We start from the raw sequence: 18487 nt of genomic DNA, 5'->3' as shown, positions 1-18487 counted from the left end.
CCCGCGCCCGACCCTGGATCTGGGGCCGACCCGCCCCGCCCACCCGCCAACTACGACGCCGATATGTGTACATCCAAAGAGGAATCCAGCACTAGGGCGTGCCGTTCGAAGGACACCCGGGGTTCGCGGTACCGGCACGGCGCTTCGCGGTGATGGCGCGTCACCCGGATGCGCCCGCCACGTGGGTGGCGCCCCGTCGGGCGACGGGCGGGACGCCGAGACACGGGCCGGGGCCGACGTCGCGGTCCGGGCTCTCGGGGCCGACGCCACGGAACCGGTGCGCGGACCCCCGTACCGCGCACCGGCCCCGTACCGCGCACCGGCCCCGTGACGTGAACCGGGACGGCCGGACTCAGCCCTGGACCGCCGCCGGGTCCATCCACATGACCTCCCAGGTGTGGCCGTCCGGGTCGTCGAAGGCGCGGCCGTACATGAAGCCCTGGTCCTGCGTCTCGCCGGTCGCCGAGCCGCCCGCGGCGATCGCGCCGTCGACCAGTTCGTCGACCTTCTCGCGGCTCTCGGCGCTCAGACACAGCAGCACCTCGCTGGTCCTGGTCGCGTCCGCGATCTGCTTCTTGGTGAAGTCCGCGTAGCGCTGCTTGCTGAGCATCATCGCGATGATCGTGTCGCTGATCACCACACAGGCGCAGTCGTCGGTGGAGAACTGCGGGTTGATCGTGTAGCCGAGCTCCGTGAAGAACTTCTTCGAGGTGTCCACGTCGGACACCGGCAGGTTCACGAAGATCATCTGCTGATACATGCGAGGTCTCCCGTCAGTGTTGTGCCGTTCGCAGGGATAGACCGGGGGTCCGCCCGGAACTCATCGCCCGGCACGGACTTTTTCCTCAGCCATCGCGTGGACCGGTCCGTGGACGGATCAGCGGCTCAGGGGAAGCGCGGCCAGCTCGGCGACGGCCCAGGTCAGCGGGGCGAACGCGGCGAACAGGGCGCCGACGCGCAGGGCCGCGGCGCCGCGCAGCGTCGCGGTGGGCGCACCCAGCCGCAGCAGGGCCGCCGTGGTGTCCGCCCGCTCCTGCTTCGCCTCGACGGCGGCGGTCGCCAGCGTCAGCAGCGTGCACCCGGCGACCAGCAGGGCGCCCAGGGTGGTCAGCGGTCCGAACGCGGGCCGCGAACCGGTGTACAGCGTCGTCATGGCGAACCCGCCCGACGCCACCGCGCACACCACACCCAGCGGCTGCCCGATGCGCCGCGCCTCCGCCTGGAGTACCCGTCCGGCCAGCAGCCGCAGCGCCCCAGGACGTACGGCCTGGAGCAGCTGCCCGCACAGATGGGTGATCGCGGGCCCCGCGAGGGCCAGACCGACGGCCGTCAGCACCCAGCCGATCAGCACCCCGGCCGGACCGCCGACGAAACCGCCGGGCAGCGCGAGCGCGGGCGCGGGTCCCGACCGGCTCGCGTACGTCTCCACGGCCAGCCCGGCCGCCAGGGTGGCCGCGCCCCAGGGGAGACCGTTCGGGGACGTCTCCGGCGGCGGGAGCCGATGGGGATCGGCCTCGGCGACCGGACGCCCGTCCCGGTGTGTCTCGGGCGCGTCGGCACCCGTGTACGGGGCCGGCGTCCCGGGGTGCCCGTCGGCGGCGGCCGAACGGTCCTGCGCCCCCACCCTCTGAGCGGTGTCTCCGGGAGCGGTGTCCCCGCCGGCCCCCCGAAGGGTGTCCTCGCCGGCGAACGCCTCGGCCGTCCAGTGGAAGTCGGGGCCGTCCGCGTCCGCGGCGGCGTCCGGGGTGCGGGGGTCCGGCTGCGGCGGGGCCGCGCTCCCGGCGTCCGCCGGGGCGTCCCCGAGTCCGTCGACGGTACCGGTCGCGGCGGAGGCGGCGGGCGCGCCGCGATGGCCGCCCGTGTGCTGTCCACCCCGCGCGGTCCCGCGTGCCGGAGCGCTCGGGGCCGCGCTCTGCCGTGCCGACATCCAGGTGCGGCCGTACGACCAGGCGGTGCGCTGCGGTCCGCTGCGCCGGGGGCGCAGGACCAGGGCGGCCGCGCCGGAGGCCGCGATCGGCACCAGGGCGAGCAGCGTCAGGGCCGCCGGCAGGGGCAGGGACTGGCCGGCGGCGAGGAACTCCGCGGCCGCGCCGTCGAACGGGATGCCGGTCAGGTCGCCGCGCAGGTGGAGGAAGAGGAGCAGGGCGAGCAGCGAGCCGAGGAGCGTGGACAGGGCCGTGGTGGCGGCGGAGATCGCCATCAGCCGGCCCGGGCCGAGGCCGATGGCGGACAGGCCGGGCCGGGGGCGCGTGCCGGGGTCGGTGCGGGCCACCGCGACGGCGAAGTGGACCGTGGCGGCGAGAGGGGCGACGCACCAGGCCAGGCGCAGCGCGCCGGCGGCCGAGGCGTCCGGATGGCTCATCGCGTATCCCAGCGTGCACAGCAGCAGGAACCCGGTGCCCCCGGAGGCGGTGGCGACCAGGAGCCGGCGGAGCTGGACGAGGGGGTTGCCCCCGCGGGCTAGACGGAGAGCGAGCACGCGGCCCGGCCTTCCGTCTCGGTGACCGGGGGCAGGTGGACGGTGTTCACACGCCGTCCGTCGAGCAGCGACACCGTGCGGTCGGCGAGCGCCGCCGTGTCCGCGTCGTGGGTGGCGAGGACGACGGTGATGCCGTGCGAGCGGGCCGCCGTGGTGAGCGTGCGCAGCACATGGGCTCGGTCGGCGCGGTGCAGCGGGGCCGTCGGCTCGTCGGCGAACAGCACGGTGGGGGAGGGGGCGAGGGCCCGGGCGATGGCGACGCGCTGCCGTTCGGCCTGGAGCAGGGCGTGCGGGCGTTTGCGGGCGCAGCCGCCGATGTCGAGGCGCTCCAGCCACTCCAGGGCGGTGGTCTTGGCGGCCCGGCGGGCGTAGCCGCGCAGCATCAGCGGGAGGGCGGCGTTCTCCCAGGCGTTCAGCTCGGGGATCAGGGACGGGACCGGATCGATCCAGCCGAACCGGTCGCGGCGCAGCCGCTCGCGGGTGAGCGGGCCCATGGTGTGGACGGGCGAGCTGTTGAACCAGACCTCGCCCTGCTGCGGGAGCAGCTGGCCGGACAGGCACTGCAGGAGGGTCGTCTTGCCGCTGCCCCGCGGGCCGCCGACGGCGAGGATCTCGCCCTCACGGACGCCGAGCGAGACACCGCTGAGCGCGGGCGAGCCGTTGTGCTTGACGTGCAGGGCGCGTGCCCAGAGCACGTCGTTGTCAGGCGGGGCCACCATCGCGTACACCTCGTTCAGATCTGATGTGCCGTGCCCGGCGGCCTCTTCGAGGTCGCTCGGTCCCCCGGACGGGGGAACGAAGGCAGGGCCGATCGGTCACTTCGCACGCTAGGGAGTCAAGGCCGGGACGCCGGACAGCACGCGGCCCCGGGCCGCCCATTCTCACTCGAACGGGCGCCACCGGGGCCGGTGTTGATCAGTCCCGCGGGAGGCCGGAGCCCGCCGACGGGAGATCGGCGGAGCCGAGCCGGCGACGGAGGATCTCCGGTGCGGGATCAGAGGCGCGGGAGGATCAGGGGCGCGGGATCAGAGCTTGGTCCACGCCTCCGTCAGGACCTGACGGACGATCCCCTCGATCTCGTCGAAGGTCGACTGGTCGGAGATCAGCGGCGGCGACAGCTGGATGACCGGGTCACCGCGGTCGTCGGCGCGGCAGTAGAGGCCGTACTCGAAGAGCTTCTTGGAGACGAAGCCGTAGAGCACGCGCTCCGACTCCTCGTCCGTGAATGTCTCCTTGGTGGCCTTGTCCTTCACCAGCTCGATGCCGTAGAAGAAGCCGTTGCCGCGGACGTCGCCGACGATCGGCAGGTCGTGCAGCTTCTGCAGGGTCTGCAGGAAGTTGGCCTCGTTGTCCAGCACGTGCTGGTTGAGGCCCTCACGCTCGAAGATGTCGAGGTTCGTGAGCGCCACGGCCGCGGAGACCGGGTGGCCGCCGAAGGTGTAGCCGTGCAGGAACGTGTTGTCGCCCTTGTAGAACGGCTCGGCGACGCGGTCGGAGACGATGCACGCGCCGATCGGGGAGTAGCCCGAGGTCATGCCCTTGGCGCAGGTGATCATGTCCGGTACGTAGCCGAACTTGTCGCAGCCGAACATCGTGCCGAGGCGGCCGAAGGCGCAGATGACCTCGTCCGAGACCAGCAGCACGTCGTACTGGTCGCAGATCTCGCGCACGCGCTGGAAGTAGCCGGGCGGCGGCGGGAAGCAGCCACCGGCGTTCTGCACCGGCTCCAGGAAGACCGCGGCGACGGTCTCCGGGCCCTCGAAGAGGATCTCCTGCTCGATCTGGTCGGCGGCCCAGCGGCCGTAGGCCTCGGGGTCGTCGCCGAAGAGCGGGGCGCGGTAGATGTTGGTGTTGGGGACCTTGTGGGCACCCGGGACCAGCGGCTCGAAGGGGGCCTTCAGGGCCGGCAGGCCGGTGATGGACAGGGCGCCCTGCGGGGTGCCGTGGTAGGCGACCGCACGCGAGATGACCTTGTACTTGGTCGGCTTGCCCTGCAGCTTGAAGTACTGCTTGGCGAGCTTCCACGCGGTCTCGACGGCCTCGCCGCCACCGGTGGTGAAGAACACCTTGTTCAGGTCGCCCGGAGCGTGGTGCGCGAGGCGCTCGGCCAGCTCGATGGCCTTGGGGTGGGCGTAGGACCACACCGGGAAGAAGGCCAGCTCCTGGGCCTGCTTGAAGGCCGTCTCGGCCAGCTCGGTACGGCCGTGGCCGGCCTGGACCACGAACAGGCCCGCGAGACCGTCGAGGTAGCGCTTGCCCTTGTCGTCGTAGATGTAGGTGCCCTCACCACGGACGATGGTGGGAACGGGCGCGTTCTCGTACGAGGACATGCGGGTGAAGTGCATCCACAAGTGGTCGTACGCGGTCTTGCTGAGGTCCTTGGTGCTCACGGCTATCGGGTTCCCCACATGTAGGTCTGCTTCTTGAGCTTCAGATAGACGAAGCTCTCGGTGGAGCGCACGGCGGGCAGAGCCCGGATGCGTTTGTTGATGACGTCCAGCAGGTGGTCGTCGTCCTCGCAGACGATCTCGGCGAGGATGTCGAACGAGCCCGCGGTCATCACCACGTACTCGACTTCCGACATGGCAGTCAGTGCTTCGGCCACCGGGTCGAGGTCACCCTCTACATTGATGCCCACCATCGCCTGCCTGCGGAATCCCACGGTGAGCGGGTCCGTGACGGCGACGATCTGCATGACGCCCTGGTCGAGCAGCTTCTGGACGCGCTGGCGCACAGCCGCCTCGGAGAGGCCCACGGCCTTGCCGATCGCGGCGTACGGGCGGCGGCCGTCCTGCTGCAGCTGCTCGATGATGGCGAGGGAGACGGCGTCCAGCTGGGGACTGCCGTTCCTGGACTCGCGGGAGTCCCTGGGTTCCGCGCTTCGACTGGCCACGGGCTCACTCTGCACGACGTCTCGATAGTTCCGCAAGCATGAGGCGATGAAATTCGTTGTTTACAGGTACGTGTCTTGCGGATTTCGCAGTTCTGAGCGGCACGGGGGTGTTGAAAACGTCGAGCCACGGATTAGGGTGGGGACTCAGGCATCTCAGGTAGTGGACACCTGGGTCGTTGGACATCCGACAGGAGGGCCGGGCAGTGAGCACCGAGCTGCGTCGTCTGCGCAATTACATCGACGGAGACTTCCGCGATGCCGCCGATGGACGGACCACGGAGGTGGTCAACCCCGCGAACGGCGAGGCGTACGCGACCGCGCCGCTCTCCGGCCAGGCGGACGTCGACGCCGCGATGGCGGCCGCCGCCGCGGCCTTCCCGGCCTGGCGCGACCAGACCCCCGGCGAGCGCCAGAAGGCTCTTCTGAAGATCGCGGACGCGTTCGAGGAGCGGGCCGAGGAGCTCATCGCTGCCGAGGTGGAGAACACCGGCAAGCCGATCGGACTGACCCGGTCCGAGGAGATCCCGCCGATGGTCGACCAGATCCGCTTCTTCGCGGGTGCCGCCCGCATGCTCGAGGGCCGCTCGGCCGGCGAGTACATGGAGGGCATGACCTCGATCGTCCGCCGCGAGCCGATCGGCGTCTGCGCCCAGGTCGCGCCGTGGAACTACCCGATGATGATGGCGGTGTGGAAGTTCGCCCCGGCCCTCGCCGCGGGCAACACGGTCGTCCTGAAGCCCTCGGACACCACCCCCGCCTCCACCGTCCTGATCGCCGACATCATCGGCGGCATCCTGCCCAAGGGCGTCTTCAACGTCATCTGCGGCGACCGCGACACCGGCCGCGCGATGGTCGAGCACCCCACTCCGGCGATGGCGTCCATCACCGGCTCCGTCCGCGCGGGCATCTCGGTCGCCGAGTCCGCGTCCAAGGACGTCAAGCGCGTCCACCTGGAGCTGGGCGGCAAGGCCCCGGTCGTCGTCTTCGAGGACATCGACATCGCCAAGGCCGTCGAGGACATCTCGGTCGCGGGCTTCTTCAACGCCGGCCAGGACTGTACGGCCGCCACCCGCGTCCTCGTCCAGGAATCCATCCACGACGAGTTCGTCACCGCCCTCGCCAAGGCCGCCGCCGAGACGAAGACCGGACAGCCGGACGACGAGGACGTGCTCTACGGCCCGCTGAACAACCCGAACCAGCTCAAGCAGGTCGCCGGGTTCATCGAGCGCCTGCCCGCGCACGCCAAGGTCGAGGCGGGCGGCAAGCAGGTCGGCGACAAGGGCTACTTCTACGCCCCCACCGTCGTCTCCGGCCTCAAGCAGGACGACGAGATCATCCAGAACGAGGTCTTCGGCCCGGTCATCACCGTGCAGTCCTTCTCGGACGAGGCCCAGGCCATCGAGTGGGCCAACGGCGTCGACTACGCCCTCGCCTCCTCGGTGTGGACCAAGGACCACGGCCGCGCGATGCGCCTGTCCAAGTCCCTCGACTTCGGCTGCGTGTGGATCAACACCCACATCCCGCTGGTCGCCGAGATGCCGCACGGCGGCTTCAAGAAGTCCGGCTACGGCAAGGACCTGTCGGGGTACGGCTTCGAGGACTACACGCGCATCAAGCACGTGATGACGTCGCTCGACGGCTGACCGCCGCGCACCGACCGCGCGCCGCGCGGACGCGGGCGGCGCGCCGGTAGCCGGTGCGCCGCGCGGGGATCGTGCGCACGCCGCTGCCCCGGACGGGAGCCGATCCCGGCCGGGGCAGCGGCGTTCCCCCTTCGGCCGGGCTCAGGCGCTCTCGGTCACGCTGGAGAACGAGGGCAGGTCAGGTGCGCCCGGCTCGCCCTTCTCCGTGTGGAGGCGGGGCGGCAGTTTCACCGAGCCGCCGCCGGAGCCGGTGCCGGGCTCGCCGCCGGGCTTGCCCGGTACGGGCAGCGGAGGCAGGCCGGTCCCCGACGAGAGGGTGATGCCGGCCTTCTTCAGGATCGGCGCGCACGCCTTCACGGCGGCCCGGTAGCCCTTGGACGTCGGGTCGAACCCCTTGCTCGCCTTCATCCTCACGTTGAACCGGATGTGGCCCTGCCGGTCCTTCGAGGCGTGGAAGTCCGGGAAGACCTTCTGACCGTGGCCGCGCATGCAGGTCGCGAACGCGTCGTTGGCGGTGTTCACGTCGCCGGGGGCGTGAGCGGTCGGCCGGTAGGCGATGGCCGGCGGGGCTCCCTTGGGCGGCTTGGTGGTCCTGGCGTGCAGTGGGTGCTGGGCCGTTACGGCCGCCGCGGTCGTCACGGTGGACTTGTCGGACGCCGAGGCCGCCGACGCGCTGACGGTCCCGAGCGTGGCGGCCGAGATCAGGGCGCAGGCCAGGGCGAGTCGTTGTGGCCGGGTGGCCAGTGCACGCATGAGGTTCCTCCATGGGGTGGGCGGCGTCGCCGCCGAGCGGATGCGGTGGCGCACCGATGTGCCGTGCCGCGCCGTCGCGTGTCGTGCCGGACGTGTTGTGGCGCGGTGCGCTGTGTGGCGCGGTGCGCTGTGTCGTGCTGGGCTCCAGACAAGCCCGGGGGCGGTTACGGCGTGGGAACGGCCGTCCTTATCGGGGCGCAACAGGGGCGGCGCTCAACCCGGGGGAGCGGGGCCGAGCCCCGTCCCGGGAGGCGGCGGCGGGGTCGGCGGGGTTCGGCGGCAGCAACGGCAGCGGCGTGGCGGGCGGTGTCCGGCAACGGCAGTGGCGGTGGCGGCTGCGGAGGAGGTATGGGCGGGGTACGGCGAAGGCGGTGGCGGGGCGGGTGGGTCCGGCGGCGGCGGGGAGGAACGGGCGGAGGGGCGCTTCCACAGGGGACGCTTATCCCCGTGTAACCACCGGACCACCACACTGACCGGCATGCGTGTGCTGGTGGTCGAGGACCATGAAGAGCTCGCCGAGACCGTGGCCGCCGGGCTGCGCCGCGAGGGCATGGCGGTCGATCTCGCGCTGGACGGACCCACGGCGCTGGAACGCGCCGAAGTCAACGGGTACGACGTCGTCGTGCTCGACCGCGATCTGCCCGGCGTCCACGGCGACCAGGTGTGCCGGACGCTGGCTGCGGGCGGCAGCCGGGCGAGGGTGCTGATGCTCACCGCGTCCGGCACGGTGGCCGACCGCGTCATGGGGCTCGGCCTCGGAGCCGACGACTATCTGCCGAAGCCGTTCGCGTTCGCCGAACTCGTCGCACGTGTACGGGCGTTGGCGCGGCGTGCGCAGCCCGCGCTGCCTCCTGTCCTGGTCCGCGGAGAGTTGCGGCTCGACCCGGCGCGACGGCAGGCGACCCGGGGCGGTTCGGGGCTCGCCCTCAGCCCGAAGGAGTTCGCCGTGCTCGAACTCCTGCTGGCCGCTCAGGGCGCCGTGGTCTCCACCGAGGAACTCCTGGAACGGGCCTGGGACGAGGCGGCCGACCCGTTCAGCCAGACCGTGAAGGTCACCGTGAGCCGCCTGCGCCGCAAGCTGGGGGAGCCGCCGCTGATCGCGACGGTGGACCGGGCGGGGTATCGGATCTCATGACGGACCTGTCCGCAGGCCCGAACCGGCCGGCCCCGCACGGCGTGCCCGCGCGACCGGCCGCGCCTGGTGTCCGCCCGCGACCGGCGCCGCACGGTCACCGCAGGTGGCGGGCGCCCCACGGCCGACGCCGGTGGCAGGCGCTCCCCCGTCACCACTGGTGGCCGGCGCCCCGGGACAGCCGCAGGCGACCGGCCCCACGCGGTACGCGTCGGCCGCCGGGCCCGACCCGCATGCGATGGCAGCTGGCCCCACGCAGTATTCGCTGGCGGCTGACCCTGCTCTACAGCGCGCTGTTCATGGTGGCGGGGGCGGCCCTGCTCGGCTTCACCTACCTGCTCGCGTCGCGGTCCAAGCCGTCGACGGCGGTCGGCTCGAGCGAGGGGCCGGGGCTGCCCGCGGGCAGCGGCTTCCCCAGCCCCGATCCGCCGACGCTCACGATGTACGCCGAGGCCCTGCGCGCCGATCAACTGCACCAGTTGCTGTTCGAGGCGGGCATCGCGCTCGCCGTGATGACGGTCGCCTCCGTGGCTCTCGGCCGGCTGATGGCCGGACGCGTCCTCGCGCCGCTGCGCACGATGACCGCCGCCGCACGGCGGATCTCCGCCGACAACCTCCGGCAGCGGCTGGCGGTGCCGGGCCCCGAGGACGAGCTCAAGGCGATGGCGGACACCTTCGACGACGTACTGGGGCGACTGGAGGGCGCGTTCGAGGCGCAGAAGCAGTTCGTGGCCAACGCCTCGCACGAACTGCGCACTCCGCTCACGCTCCAGCAGGCGATCGTGGACGTCGCGCTCGCCGACCCCGGGGCGTCCGTGGAGAGTCTGCGGGCCGCGTGCCTGCGGGTGCGCGCGGCCGGACAGGAGCAGGCGCGGCTCATCGACGCCCTGCTGACACTCGCGCGCAGTCAACGGGGGCTTCAGCGGAGCGAGTTCGTCGACCTCGCGGAGATGGTGCGGGGGCGGCTGCCGGACGGTGCGGTGGTGGCCGGCGGCTGCGCTGACGGCGGGGATTCGGCAGGAGGGGTCGAGGGCGGCGGGGTCGAGGACCGCAGGGCTTCGGCAGGTGGGGTCGAGGGCAATGCGGTGTCGTCCGGCGGGGTCGAGAGCGGCGGGGTTTCGTCCCGCGGGGGTGAGAACGGCGGGGTTTCGTCCGGTGGGGGTGAGGACCGTGGGCCGCGGGTGCGGGCCGACCTCAACTCCGCGCCCGTCCTGGGTGATCCGCAGCTGATCGAGCGGCTGGTGGTCAACCTCACGGACAACGCCGTACGGCACAACAGTCCGGAGAGCGGGGAGAGTTGGGTTCGTCTGTGGACCGGGACGGAGGCGGGGCGGCCCGTGCTGCGGATCGACAACACCGGCCCGGTGATCCCGCGTGACCAGGTCGCCGGACTCTTCCAGCCTTTCCGGCGACTGGGTGCGGAACGGACCCTCGCGCACCCCCGGCCCCGCTCGCGAGGGAAGGGCCGCCAACGGGACGGCCTGGGCCTCGGCCTGTCGATCGTCACGGCCGTCGCCACCGCCCACGGCGGCACGGTCGAGGCGTGGCCCCGCCCGCAGGGCGGCCTGACGGTGAGGGTCACGTTCCCGCCGTGCGCACCGCCCGTCCCCCGGCCGGGGCGGGCCGACGGGCACGCTTCCCCTGCGGGGCCGGCCGGCGCGCACCCGCCCGGGGCCTGCCGAGCGCCCGGAAAGTGATCGACAGGGTGTCGGGTCGGCGGGCGACCGCTCGACGCAGCGTCCATTGTCCGGACCCGGCCCGGGTAGGCATGCTTCGCGCGTGCCAGTGAATCGGAAGACCTCGCCCCTGTCCCGCCGGTCCCTGCTGCGCGCCCTGGGCGGTGGTGCCGCGCTCGGAGCCCTGGCGGGGTGCGGGGTGCCGGCGGCGTACGTGGGACCCGGCGACCGGGCCGGAACCGACGTCTCCGCCGCGGACAAGCGGCTGACCTGGGCGAACTGGCCGCTGTACATCGACACCGATGACGACGACACGACCAGCCGGCCGACGCTGGAGGCCTTCGAGAAGCGCACCGGGATCTCCGTCGACTACATCGAGGAGATCAACGACAACGACGAGTTCTTCGGCAAGATCAGCCCGTCCCTGATGAACCACCAGCGGACGGGCCGGGACCTCATCGTCATCAGCGACTGGATGTGTGCCCGTTTCGTCCGGCTCGGCTGGGTCCAGGAGATGGACCGGTCCCGGCAGCCGAACGTCACCAAGTACCTGGATCCGCTGCTGAGTTCGCCCGCCTTCGACCCCGGCCGCAAGTCCTCGGTGCCCTGGCAGTCGGGGATCACCGGCATCGCGTACAACCGCCGCAAGGTCGGCCGCGAGATCAAGCACGTGTCCGATCTGTGGGCCGACGACCTCAAGGGCCGGGTCACCCTGCTCTCCGGCCTGGACGAGGCGTTCGCGCTGCTCATGCAGGGCAACGGCGTCGACATCACGAAATGGCGGGCGGACGACTTCCACCGGGTGTGCGATCAGGTCGAGAAGCGGGTGCGCAGCGGTCAGATCCGCCGCTTCACCGGCAACGACTACATCAAGGACCTCGCGAGCGGGGACGTCCTGGCCTGCCAGGCCTACTCGGGCGACGTGATCCAGCTCCAGGCCGACGACCCCGACATCCGTTTCGTCGTCCCCGAGGAGGGCGCCGAACTGTGGGCGGAGTCGCTGATGATCCCCAACCTGGCCCGGCACAAGGCCAACGCGGAGAAGCTCATCGACTACTACTACGAGCCCGAGGTCGCCGCCGAGCTGGCCGCCTGGGTCAACTACGTCTGTCCGGTCCCCGCCGCCCGGGACGTCCTCGCCTCCTCCAAGGACAAGGACACCGCCGCACTCGCCGAGGACCCTCTGATCTTCCCCGACGCCACCATGCGCAGGCGCCTGGCGATCGCCCGCGACATCACCTCCACCGAACGCACGGACTTCGCCAAGCGCTGGAACGCGATCGCGGGGCTGTGAGCGGGGCGCGACGAGGCGCGGGCGGCGCGGGTACTGGCCGAGGTACTGGGGCCACTCATCGACGAACTCGGTGACGTCCGCGACGAGGTGTACCTGGTGTCGCCCCGGTGGCCGGCCGTCGTGGCGGCGGGGCGGGACCTGCTCGAGGCGATGCGTACCGACCGCTGACCCGGACTGGGCAGATGCCCTCGCCGAGGGCGGGCGACCCTCATCGTGTCTCGCGCGCAGGGCAGCACCTCGCCGGTGAAGGCAACGCCCCGCCCGTCTTTGCCTTCCCTTTACAACCCCGCTCCCCGCCGCCTCGTCTCTCCGCTCGATCCGTAACGCAGCCCGCCGTGCCGACGGCGGGCGGACCGACGAAAGAGAGCGACTCATGCGCCGAACCGTCTTCAGTGCCACGGCACTCGCGTGCACCGCCGTGCTGGTGGGCACGGTGCCCGCGTTCGCCGACGGGACGTCCCCGAGCCCCACGAGCCGTCCGAGTGTCACGGCCGCGCCGGCCCCGGCGAGTTCCGCCGCGACCCGGACGCCCACCGCCGCCCCGAGCGCCGTACCGACGCGGGCGCCGTCCCCGGGGCAGGTCTCCGTGCGGCCGAGCGGAGCGCCCGACACCGGCGTGGCGCCGGCGGCGGCGAACTCCGCCGGGCAGGGCGGGCTGATCGGCGGGAGTGCCGCGGCGGTGTTCGTCGTCGGAGGCGTGGCGGTCCTCGTCGTACGCCGCCGGCGGGCGACCGGGGCATGACGTCCTTCTCCAGGCGCGCGTTCGTCACCGCGGCGACGGCCGCGCTGCTCGTGGGATGCGGCGGCCACCCGGCCGGCCGGGGCGCGACCGCGCGGTCCGGGAGCACGCCGTCGCCTTCGCCCTCCGTCGCGAAGCCGGCGCGTCCACGGGGGCGTTCGGTCCCGGTCGGGCTCCGGATACCGGCCATCGGGGTCGACACCCCGGTCATGCGGCTCGGGCTGGCCCCGGACGGCAGCGTGCAGGTGCCCCCGATCGCGGCGCACGACCGGGCCGGCTGGTACCGGCACTCGCCGACTCCGGGGCAGACCGGTCCGTCGGTGATCCTCGGTCATGTCACGGTCGGCGCGTACGGCGACGGCGTCTTCCGGCACCTCGCGCGCCTGCGCCACGGAGACCGGATCGTGGTGCGCCTGGAGAACGGCGGGTCGGCGGAGTTCGCCGTCAGCGCCGTACGCACGGTCGCCAAGGCCGACTTCCCGGCCGACGCGGTCTACGGCGACGTGGACCGCCCGGAGCTGCGGCTCATCACCTGTGGTGGTCCCCGTTCCGGGGACGGCTACCTCGACAACGTGATCGTGTTCGCGACGCTGAACTCCGCGAGCCCCTGACGCGCGGCCGGGCGTCCGGCGGGGGACGCCCGGCTTCTCGGCGACCGAGTGACCGCATGCCCGGGCGACCGAGTGACCGGGCGCCCCTCGCGATCGCAGGCTCCCGTCACGGCTGATGGAACCCCGCGACCGTCGCGTTCCCCGTCACAGCCTCCGGGTCCCCCATGGACGCGGAGGCGGGATCCTGGACCGATGGACCGTACGCCCGCGGTCCGGGATCCTTCCCTTCCAGTCCTGCCACGACCATGGAGAGTGTTGAAAGGGTCCCGTGAGAAGGCGGCGTCCGAGCTGTTCGCCGCCCTCTATCCGCGCCTCGCCGGCTGGTGCCGCCGGCTCGTCGACGACGACGAGACGGCCCACGAGATCGCCTCGGAGGCGTTCACCCGGCTCTGGGCCCGCTGGACCTCCGTGGCCGAGCCGCGGGGGTTTCTCTACGTCACCGCGGCCAACCTCGTCCGGGACCACTGGCGCAAGCTGGAGCGGGAGCGGCGGGCCGTGCACCGGGCGACCGCCGAGGCCGCCGTCCGCCCGCGGAACGAACAGGCCGATCCGTCGGTACGTCTGCTCGTGCAGTCCCTGCCCGAACGGCTGCGCGTCCCGATCCTGCTGCACTACTACGCTGACATGCCGATCCGGGAGGTGTCCGTGCTGACGGGGCGCAAGGAAGGAACCATCAAGGCCGATCTCCACGCGGCCCGCGAACTGCTCCGCGCCCACTTGAGGAGAAGTCTTGATCACACACTCTGACGACGGTCCGGACTTCGACGCGGACGACCCGCTCGCCGTCATCATGCGGCCCCCCTCCGACCACCTCGGTCCGCCGCCCGGCCGCTACGAGGCGATCCGCCGGGGTGCCGCCCGTCGCCGGCTGCTGCGCGCCGCGGCCGGAGTCGGCCTGGCCTGTGCCGTCGGTTTCCTTGTGGCGCTGCCGCTCCGGTCGGCGGCACCGGAGCCGCCCGTGTCCCCGGTGGTTCCGCTGGCCCCGCCGCCGGCGAGCAGCCCGTCGGCCGAGCCCACGCCGTCGGTGTCGCCCGGGCCCGTCAGCCCCCGCCCCAGCGCGACCGGCCGCTCCGACCGGACCTCGGCCCCGAGCACCGCCCCCGGCTCCACCGACCCGACCCGCTCGCCCACCCGCCCCCGGTCGCCGTCGGCGACGCCGACCTCCGCGTCCGTCGAGCCGTCGGCCGTACGGACCGGGGCGAACCCCACCCCTTCCCGGGCGGTCCAGCGGTAGGCGTGATGGCGAGAGACAAGGCCGCCGGCGGGTTTCCTGCCACCCATAAAGCGGTCCTTGATCACCCATAAGTCAGCCTTATGAGGTCATAGCCCCGACCCGCCTACTGACTTAGGTTTGCCTTAGTTTAGGCTTCCCGTCGAGTCCCCTGCCCCTGCTCGAAGGGAAACTGATCATGCCTCGCCCTCTGCGGGTAGCCATTGTCGGAGCCGGCCCTGCCGGAATCTACGCCGCCGACGCGCTGCTGAAATCCGCAGTGGCCGTCGAGCCCGGTGTGTCCATCGACCTGTTCGAGCGGATGCCGGCCCCGTTCGGTCTCATCCGGTACGGCGTCGCCCCCGATCATCCCCGGATCAAGGGCATCATCACCGCCCTGCACCAGGTGCTCGACAAGCCGCAGATCCGCCTCTTCGGCAATGTCGACTACCCGCGGGACATCAACCTCGACGATCTGCGCGCCTTCTACGACGCGGTGATCTTCTCCACCGGCGCCACTGCCGACCGGGCCCTCGACATTCCCGGCATCGACCTCGACGGCTCGTACGGCGCGGCGGACTTCGTCTCCTGGTACGACGGCCACCCGGACGTTCCGCGCACCTGGCCGCTGGAGGCGGAGAAGGTCGCCGTCCTCGGTGTCGGCAATGTGGCGCTGGACGTGGCCCGCATCCTCGCCAAGACCGCGGACGAGCTGCTGCCCACCGAGATCCCGCCGAACGTCCACGAGGGCCTCAAGGCCAACAAGGCGCTGGAGGTCCACGTCTTCGGCCGCCGCGGCCCGGCGCAGGCGAAGTTCAGCCCGATGGAGCTGCGCGAGCTGGACCACTCGCCGAACATCGAGGTCATCGTCGATCCCGAGGACATCGACTACGACGAGGGTTCGATCGCCACCCGGCGCGGCAACAAGCAGGCCGACATGGTCGCCAAGACCCTGGAGAACTGGGCCATCCGCGACGCCGGCGACCGCCCGCACAAGCTGTTCCTGCACTTCTTCGAGTCGCCGACCGAGATCCTCGGCGAGAACGGCGAGGTCGTCGGCCTGCGCACCGAGCGCACCGCCCTCGACGGCACCGGGAACGTCAAGGGCACCGGCGAGTTCAAGGACTGGGACGTCACCGCGGTCTACCGCGCCGTGGGCTACCTCTCCGACAGCCTGCCCAAGCTGCCTTGGGACGTCGACTCGGGCACGGTGCCGGACGAGGCCGGCCGCGTGCTGGAGGACTCGGGCGACCACCTGCAGTCCACGTATGTCACCGGCTGGATCCGGCGCGGTCCCATCGGTCTGATCGGTCACACCAAGGGCGACGCCAACGAGACGGTCGCCAGCCTGCTCGACGACCACGCCAACGGCCGTCTGCACGCCCCCTCTTCGCCCGAGCCGGCCGCCGTGGACGCCTTCCTCGGCGAGCGGGACGTGCGTTTCACCACGTGGGACGGCTGGCACCGGCTGGACGCCGCGGAGAAGGCGCTGGGCGAACCGCAGGGCCGCGAGCGCGTGAAGATCGTCGAGCGCGAGGACATGCTGAAGGAGAGCGGCGCCTGAGTCGCCGGAGCCCCGGGCGGGGGCGGTTTTGAACGCGTTCAAGTCGGGGCGTACGCTCCAGGCATGAGCGACAGAGCCGCCCTGCTCAAGGGCATCCGCGCGTGGCTTCTCTTCTTCGTCGTCAGCCTGGTGCTCAGTGGCGCCACGGCCTTCCCGCTGGTGCATGAACTCCGCTGGACCGAGGACCTGTTGCGTTCCCTGTCCGTCCCGGAGCACCTGCCCGCCCTGATGGACTGGATCGAACGGGTGCGGCACGGCCTCGACGACGCCGACTCCCAGTACCCCTTCCTGCTCTACGGAACGGACTGGCTGGCGTTCGCCCACCTGGTGATCGCGGTCGCCTTCTACGGTCCGTACCGCGATCCGGTCCGCAACATCTGGGTCGTCGAGTTCGGGATGATCGCCTGCGCCGGGATCGTCCCGCTGGCCCTGATCTGCGGACCGATCCGCGGGATTCCCTTCTGGTGGACGGTCGTCGACATGTCCTTCGGCATCTTCGGCGTGATCCCCCTGTACGTCGTACGAAAGAGGATCAAGCGTCTGGAGGCGCTCACCCCGGACCGGGCGAGCGTTCCGGTGCCCGCTACTTGAGCGCCGGGCTCAGTCCCTGCGCAGGGCGGTCAGCGCGTCGATGCGGTTGGTCGTGATCGAGTCGACCCCCACGTCGAGCAGCCGGCGCATCGAGCGACGGGTGTCCGGGGTCCACACGGAGAGCAGGTGGCCGCCGCGGTGGACGCGGGCCGCGAGATCCCGGTCCACCAGGCTGAAGCGGTAGTTGAGCCAGCGCGGCCGTACGGCGTCGAGCAGCGTCGGGCGGGGCGGTGCCAGGGTCGTCCAGGTCAGCGCGATCTCCGCGGACGGGTCGACGGCCCGCACCGTGAGCATGGCGGGTGCCGCGGCGCAGTAGTACACCCGCTCCTCCGCCCCGCAGGCCCGCACCACGTCCACGACCTCGCGCACGACCCCGGCGTCCACCGGTCCCGGCAGATCGACCATGACCCGGGTATCGCCGGTCGCCCCGAGGGCCTCCGCCAGCGTCGGCACCCCGCCCGCCGTGAGCCCGCGCACCTCGTCGCAGGAGAGCGAGCCCAGTGGCCGGTCGTGGTCCCACAGACGCTTGAGCGTCTTGTCGTGCAGCAGTACGGGTACGCGGTCGCGGGTCAGCCGTACGTCGATCTCGATGGCGTCCGCGCCTTGGTGGAGCGCGGAACGCAACGAGTCGAGCGTGTTCTCGCGGGCGCGATAGGGGTCGCCGCGGTGGGCGACTGCGGTCACGGTGCGCATGCGCCCATTGTGCTGGGTCAGAGGGCGAGCCAGGTCGCGGTGTAGGTGTCGATCTCCGCGGCGAGTTCCGCCTTGCCGGCCTGGTCGAGGAACGAGGCCCGCACCGCGTTCCCCGCGAGCGCCGCGAGACCCTGCTCGTCGAGGCCGAGGAGGCGGGCGGCGACCGCGTACTCGGTGTTGAGGTCGGTGCCGAACATCGGCGGGTCGTCGGAGTTGACGGTGACGGTCACCCCGGCCGCCACGAACTCCTTGACGGGATGCTCGTCGAGGGTGCGGACCGCGCGGGTGGCGATGTTCGAGGTCGGGCAGACCTCCAGGGCGATGCCGTGCTCGGCGAGATGGGCGAGCAGCTTCGGGTCCCCCGCGGAACTGGTGCCGTGGCCGATGCGCTCGGCGCCGAGGAAGTTCAGCGCGTCCCAGACCGTCTCCGGGCCCGTCGTCTCACCGGCGTGCGGCACCGACCGCAGTCCCGCGGCGCGGGCACGGTCGAAGTACGGCTTGAACTGCGGCCTCGGTACGCCGACTTCGGGGCCGCCGAGCCCGAAGGAGACGAGTCCCTCCGGCCGCAGCCGGTCGTCGGTCGCGAGCCGAACGGTCTCCTCGGCCGCCTCGAGACCGGCCTCGCCCGGAATGTCGAAGCACCAGCGCAGGACGACACCGAGTTCTGTCTCGGCGGCCTTGCGGGCGTCCTCGATCGCGTCCATGAAGGCGCGCTCGTCGATTCCGCGCCGCGTGGAGGACCAGGGAGTGATCGTCAGCTCGGCGTAGCGCACCTGCTGGCGGGCCATGTCCCGTGCGACCTCGTACGTCAGCAGCCGTACGTCCTCGGGGGTGCGGATGAGGTCGACGACGGACAGGTACACCTGGATGAAGTGGGCGAAGTCCGTGAACGTGAAGTAGTCCGCGAGCGCCTCGGGGTCGGTCGGCACCCGGGAGTCGGGGTGGCGGGCGGCGAGGGCGGACACGATGCGCGGGGAGGCGGAGCCGACGTGGTGGACGTGCAGTTCGGCCTTGGGCAGCCCGGCGATGAAGGAGTGCAGGTCGCGGGCGGCGTCGCGTGCGGTGATGTGCTCGGTCAAGGGGTTCCTCCCCGGAACGGCGTCTCCGGGCCGTGCTCGGCGGGACGCGGGTGATCGGCTGATCGATGACTCGGGGATCATCGTAGGCGGCGGCCCACCGCCGTGCGGGCCCGGAGTGTCCGGCGCGGGC

The 18487-nt window shown here is 72.0% G+C and carries 17 protein-coding genes and 1 pseudogene; 10 read left to right on the top strand and 8 right to left on the bottom strand.

The features are described 5' to 3' along the window. Positions 1-352 precede the first annotated feature (352 nt). The 5 genes from ACWD68_RS23055 to ACWD68_RS23035 form a co-directional block, all read right to left on the bottom strand. Positions 353-760: a VOC family protein gene (locus tag ACWD68_RS23055; protein WP_451808317.1), complete on the bottom strand. Its 408-nt coding sequence runs from the start codon at positions 758-760 to the stop codon at positions 353-355. Between the two features lie 117 nt (positions 761-877). Beyond that, positions 878-2479, bottom strand: a complete 1602-nt coding sequence (locus tag ACWD68_RS23050; RefSeq protein WP_451808316.1) for a hypothetical protein — start codon at positions 2477-2479, stop codon at positions 878-880. Then, positions 2461-3198 carry an ABC transporter ATP-binding protein gene (locus ACWD68_RS23045; protein WP_451808315.1) on the bottom strand — a complete coding sequence of 246 codons (738 nt, stop codon included), beginning with the start codon at positions 3196-3198 and terminating at the stop codon, positions 2461-2463. Before ACWD68_RS23045 ends, ACWD68_RS23050 begins: the two co-directional genes overlap by 19 nt. Positions 3199-3504: 306 nt before the next feature. Next, a complete protein-coding gene (locus ACWD68_RS23040; RefSeq protein ID WP_351540436.1) occupies positions 3505-4887 on the bottom strand; it encodes an aspartate aminotransferase family protein in 1383 nt (460 codons plus the stop codon). After that, the gene (locus ACWD68_RS23035) at positions 4872-5387 is read right to left on the bottom strand and encodes an Lrp/AsnC family transcriptional regulator (RefSeq protein WP_451808314.1); all 516 of its coding nucleotides are present in this window, start codon (positions 5385-5387) and stop codon (positions 4872-4874) included. Before ACWD68_RS23035 ends, ACWD68_RS23040 begins: the two co-directional genes overlap by 16 nt. 188 nt (positions 5388-5575) lie before the next feature. On the opposite strand from ACWD68_RS23035, the gene ACWD68_RS23030 reads away from it, so the two are divergent. Next, a complete protein-coding gene (locus ACWD68_RS23030) occupies positions 5576-7015 on the top strand; it encodes a gamma-aminobutyraldehyde dehydrogenase (RefSeq protein ID WP_451808313.1) in 1440 nt (479 codons plus the stop codon). A gap of 141 nt (positions 7016-7156) precedes the next feature. On the opposite strand, the gene ACWD68_RS23025 is transcribed toward ACWD68_RS23030, so the two are convergent. Continuing rightward, positions 7157-7768: a hypothetical protein gene (locus tag ACWD68_RS23025; protein ID WP_451808312.1), complete on the bottom strand. Its 612-nt coding sequence runs from the start codon at positions 7766-7768 to the stop codon at positions 7157-7159. A 478-nt stretch (positions 7769-8246) separates the two neighbouring features. Here ACWD68_RS23025 and ACWD68_RS23020 point away from each other — a divergent pair, with 478 nt between their 5' ends. From ACWD68_RS23020 to ACWD68_RS22980, 9 genes are all read left to right on the top strand, one after another. Continuing rightward, positions 8247-8903 (top strand): response regulator transcription factor, encoded by a 657-nt coding sequence (locus tag ACWD68_RS23020; RefSeq protein WP_451808311.1) that lies wholly within the window; start codon positions 8247-8249, stop codon positions 8901-8903. A 230-nt stretch (positions 8904-9133) separates the two neighbouring features. Next, positions 9134-10597, top strand: coding sequence for a sensor histidine kinase (locus tag ACWD68_RS23015; protein WP_451808310.1), 1464 nt, complete (start codon positions 9134-9136; stop codon positions 10595-10597). Between the two features lie 82 nt (positions 10598-10679). Next, on the top strand, positions 10680-11870 hold the full coding sequence (locus ACWD68_RS23010) for an ABC transporter substrate-binding protein (protein WP_451808309.1): 1191 nt from the start codon (positions 10680-10682) through the stop codon (positions 11868-11870). Between the two features lie 373 nt (positions 11871-12243). Continuing rightward, the gene (locus ACWD68_RS23005) at positions 12244-12612 is read left to right on the top strand and encodes a sortase-dependent protein (protein ID WP_451808308.1); all 369 of its coding nucleotides are present in this window, start codon (positions 12244-12246) and stop codon (positions 12610-12612) included. Then, the gene (locus ACWD68_RS23000) at positions 12609-13220 is read left to right on the top strand and encodes a class F sortase (protein ID WP_451808307.1); all 612 of its coding nucleotides are present in this window, start codon (positions 12609-12611) and stop codon (positions 13218-13220) included. The genes ACWD68_RS23005 and ACWD68_RS23000 overlap by 4 nt, the downstream gene beginning before the upstream one ends. A gap of 255 nt (positions 13221-13475) precedes the next feature. Beyond that, positions 13476-13967 (top strand): RNA polymerase sigma factor, encoded by a 492-nt coding sequence (locus ACWD68_RS22995; protein ID WP_451808306.1) that lies wholly within the window; start codon positions 13476-13478, stop codon positions 13965-13967. Beyond that, a complete protein-coding gene (locus ACWD68_RS22990) occupies positions 13951-14454 on the top strand; it encodes a hypothetical protein (protein WP_451808305.1) in 504 nt (167 codons plus the stop codon). Before ACWD68_RS22995 ends, ACWD68_RS22990 begins: the two co-directional genes overlap by 17 nt. A gap of 175 nt (positions 14455-14629) precedes the next feature. After that, entirely contained in the window at positions 14630-15994 is a 1365-nt protein-coding gene (locus ACWD68_RS22985) for an FAD-dependent oxidoreductase (RefSeq protein WP_451808304.1), read from the top strand. 63 nt (positions 15995-16057) lie between these two features. Then, positions 16058-16585, top strand: coding sequence for a hypothetical protein (locus ACWD68_RS22980; protein ID WP_451808303.1), 528 nt, complete (start codon positions 16058-16060; stop codon positions 16583-16585). 9 nt (positions 16586-16594) lie between these two features. Here ACWD68_RS22980 and ACWD68_RS22975 read toward each other — a convergent pair whose 3' ends face one another. Further along, positions 16595-17278: a glycerophosphodiester phosphodiesterase gene (locus ACWD68_RS22975; RefSeq protein WP_451808302.1), complete on the bottom strand. Its 684-nt coding sequence runs from the start codon at positions 17276-17278 to the stop codon at positions 16595-16597. A gap of 17 nt (positions 17279-17295) precedes the next feature. Beyond that, positions 17296-18424: pseudogene (locus ACWD68_RS22970) on the bottom strand (adenosine deaminase). Between the last annotated feature and the right edge of the window lie 63 nt (positions 18425-18487).

It is taken from the genome of Streptomyces sp. NPDC005141 (assembly GCF_053599975.1).
Note: the sequence above shows the minus strand (reverse complement) of the source record. Positions and strands in the feature narration are given on the sequence as shown.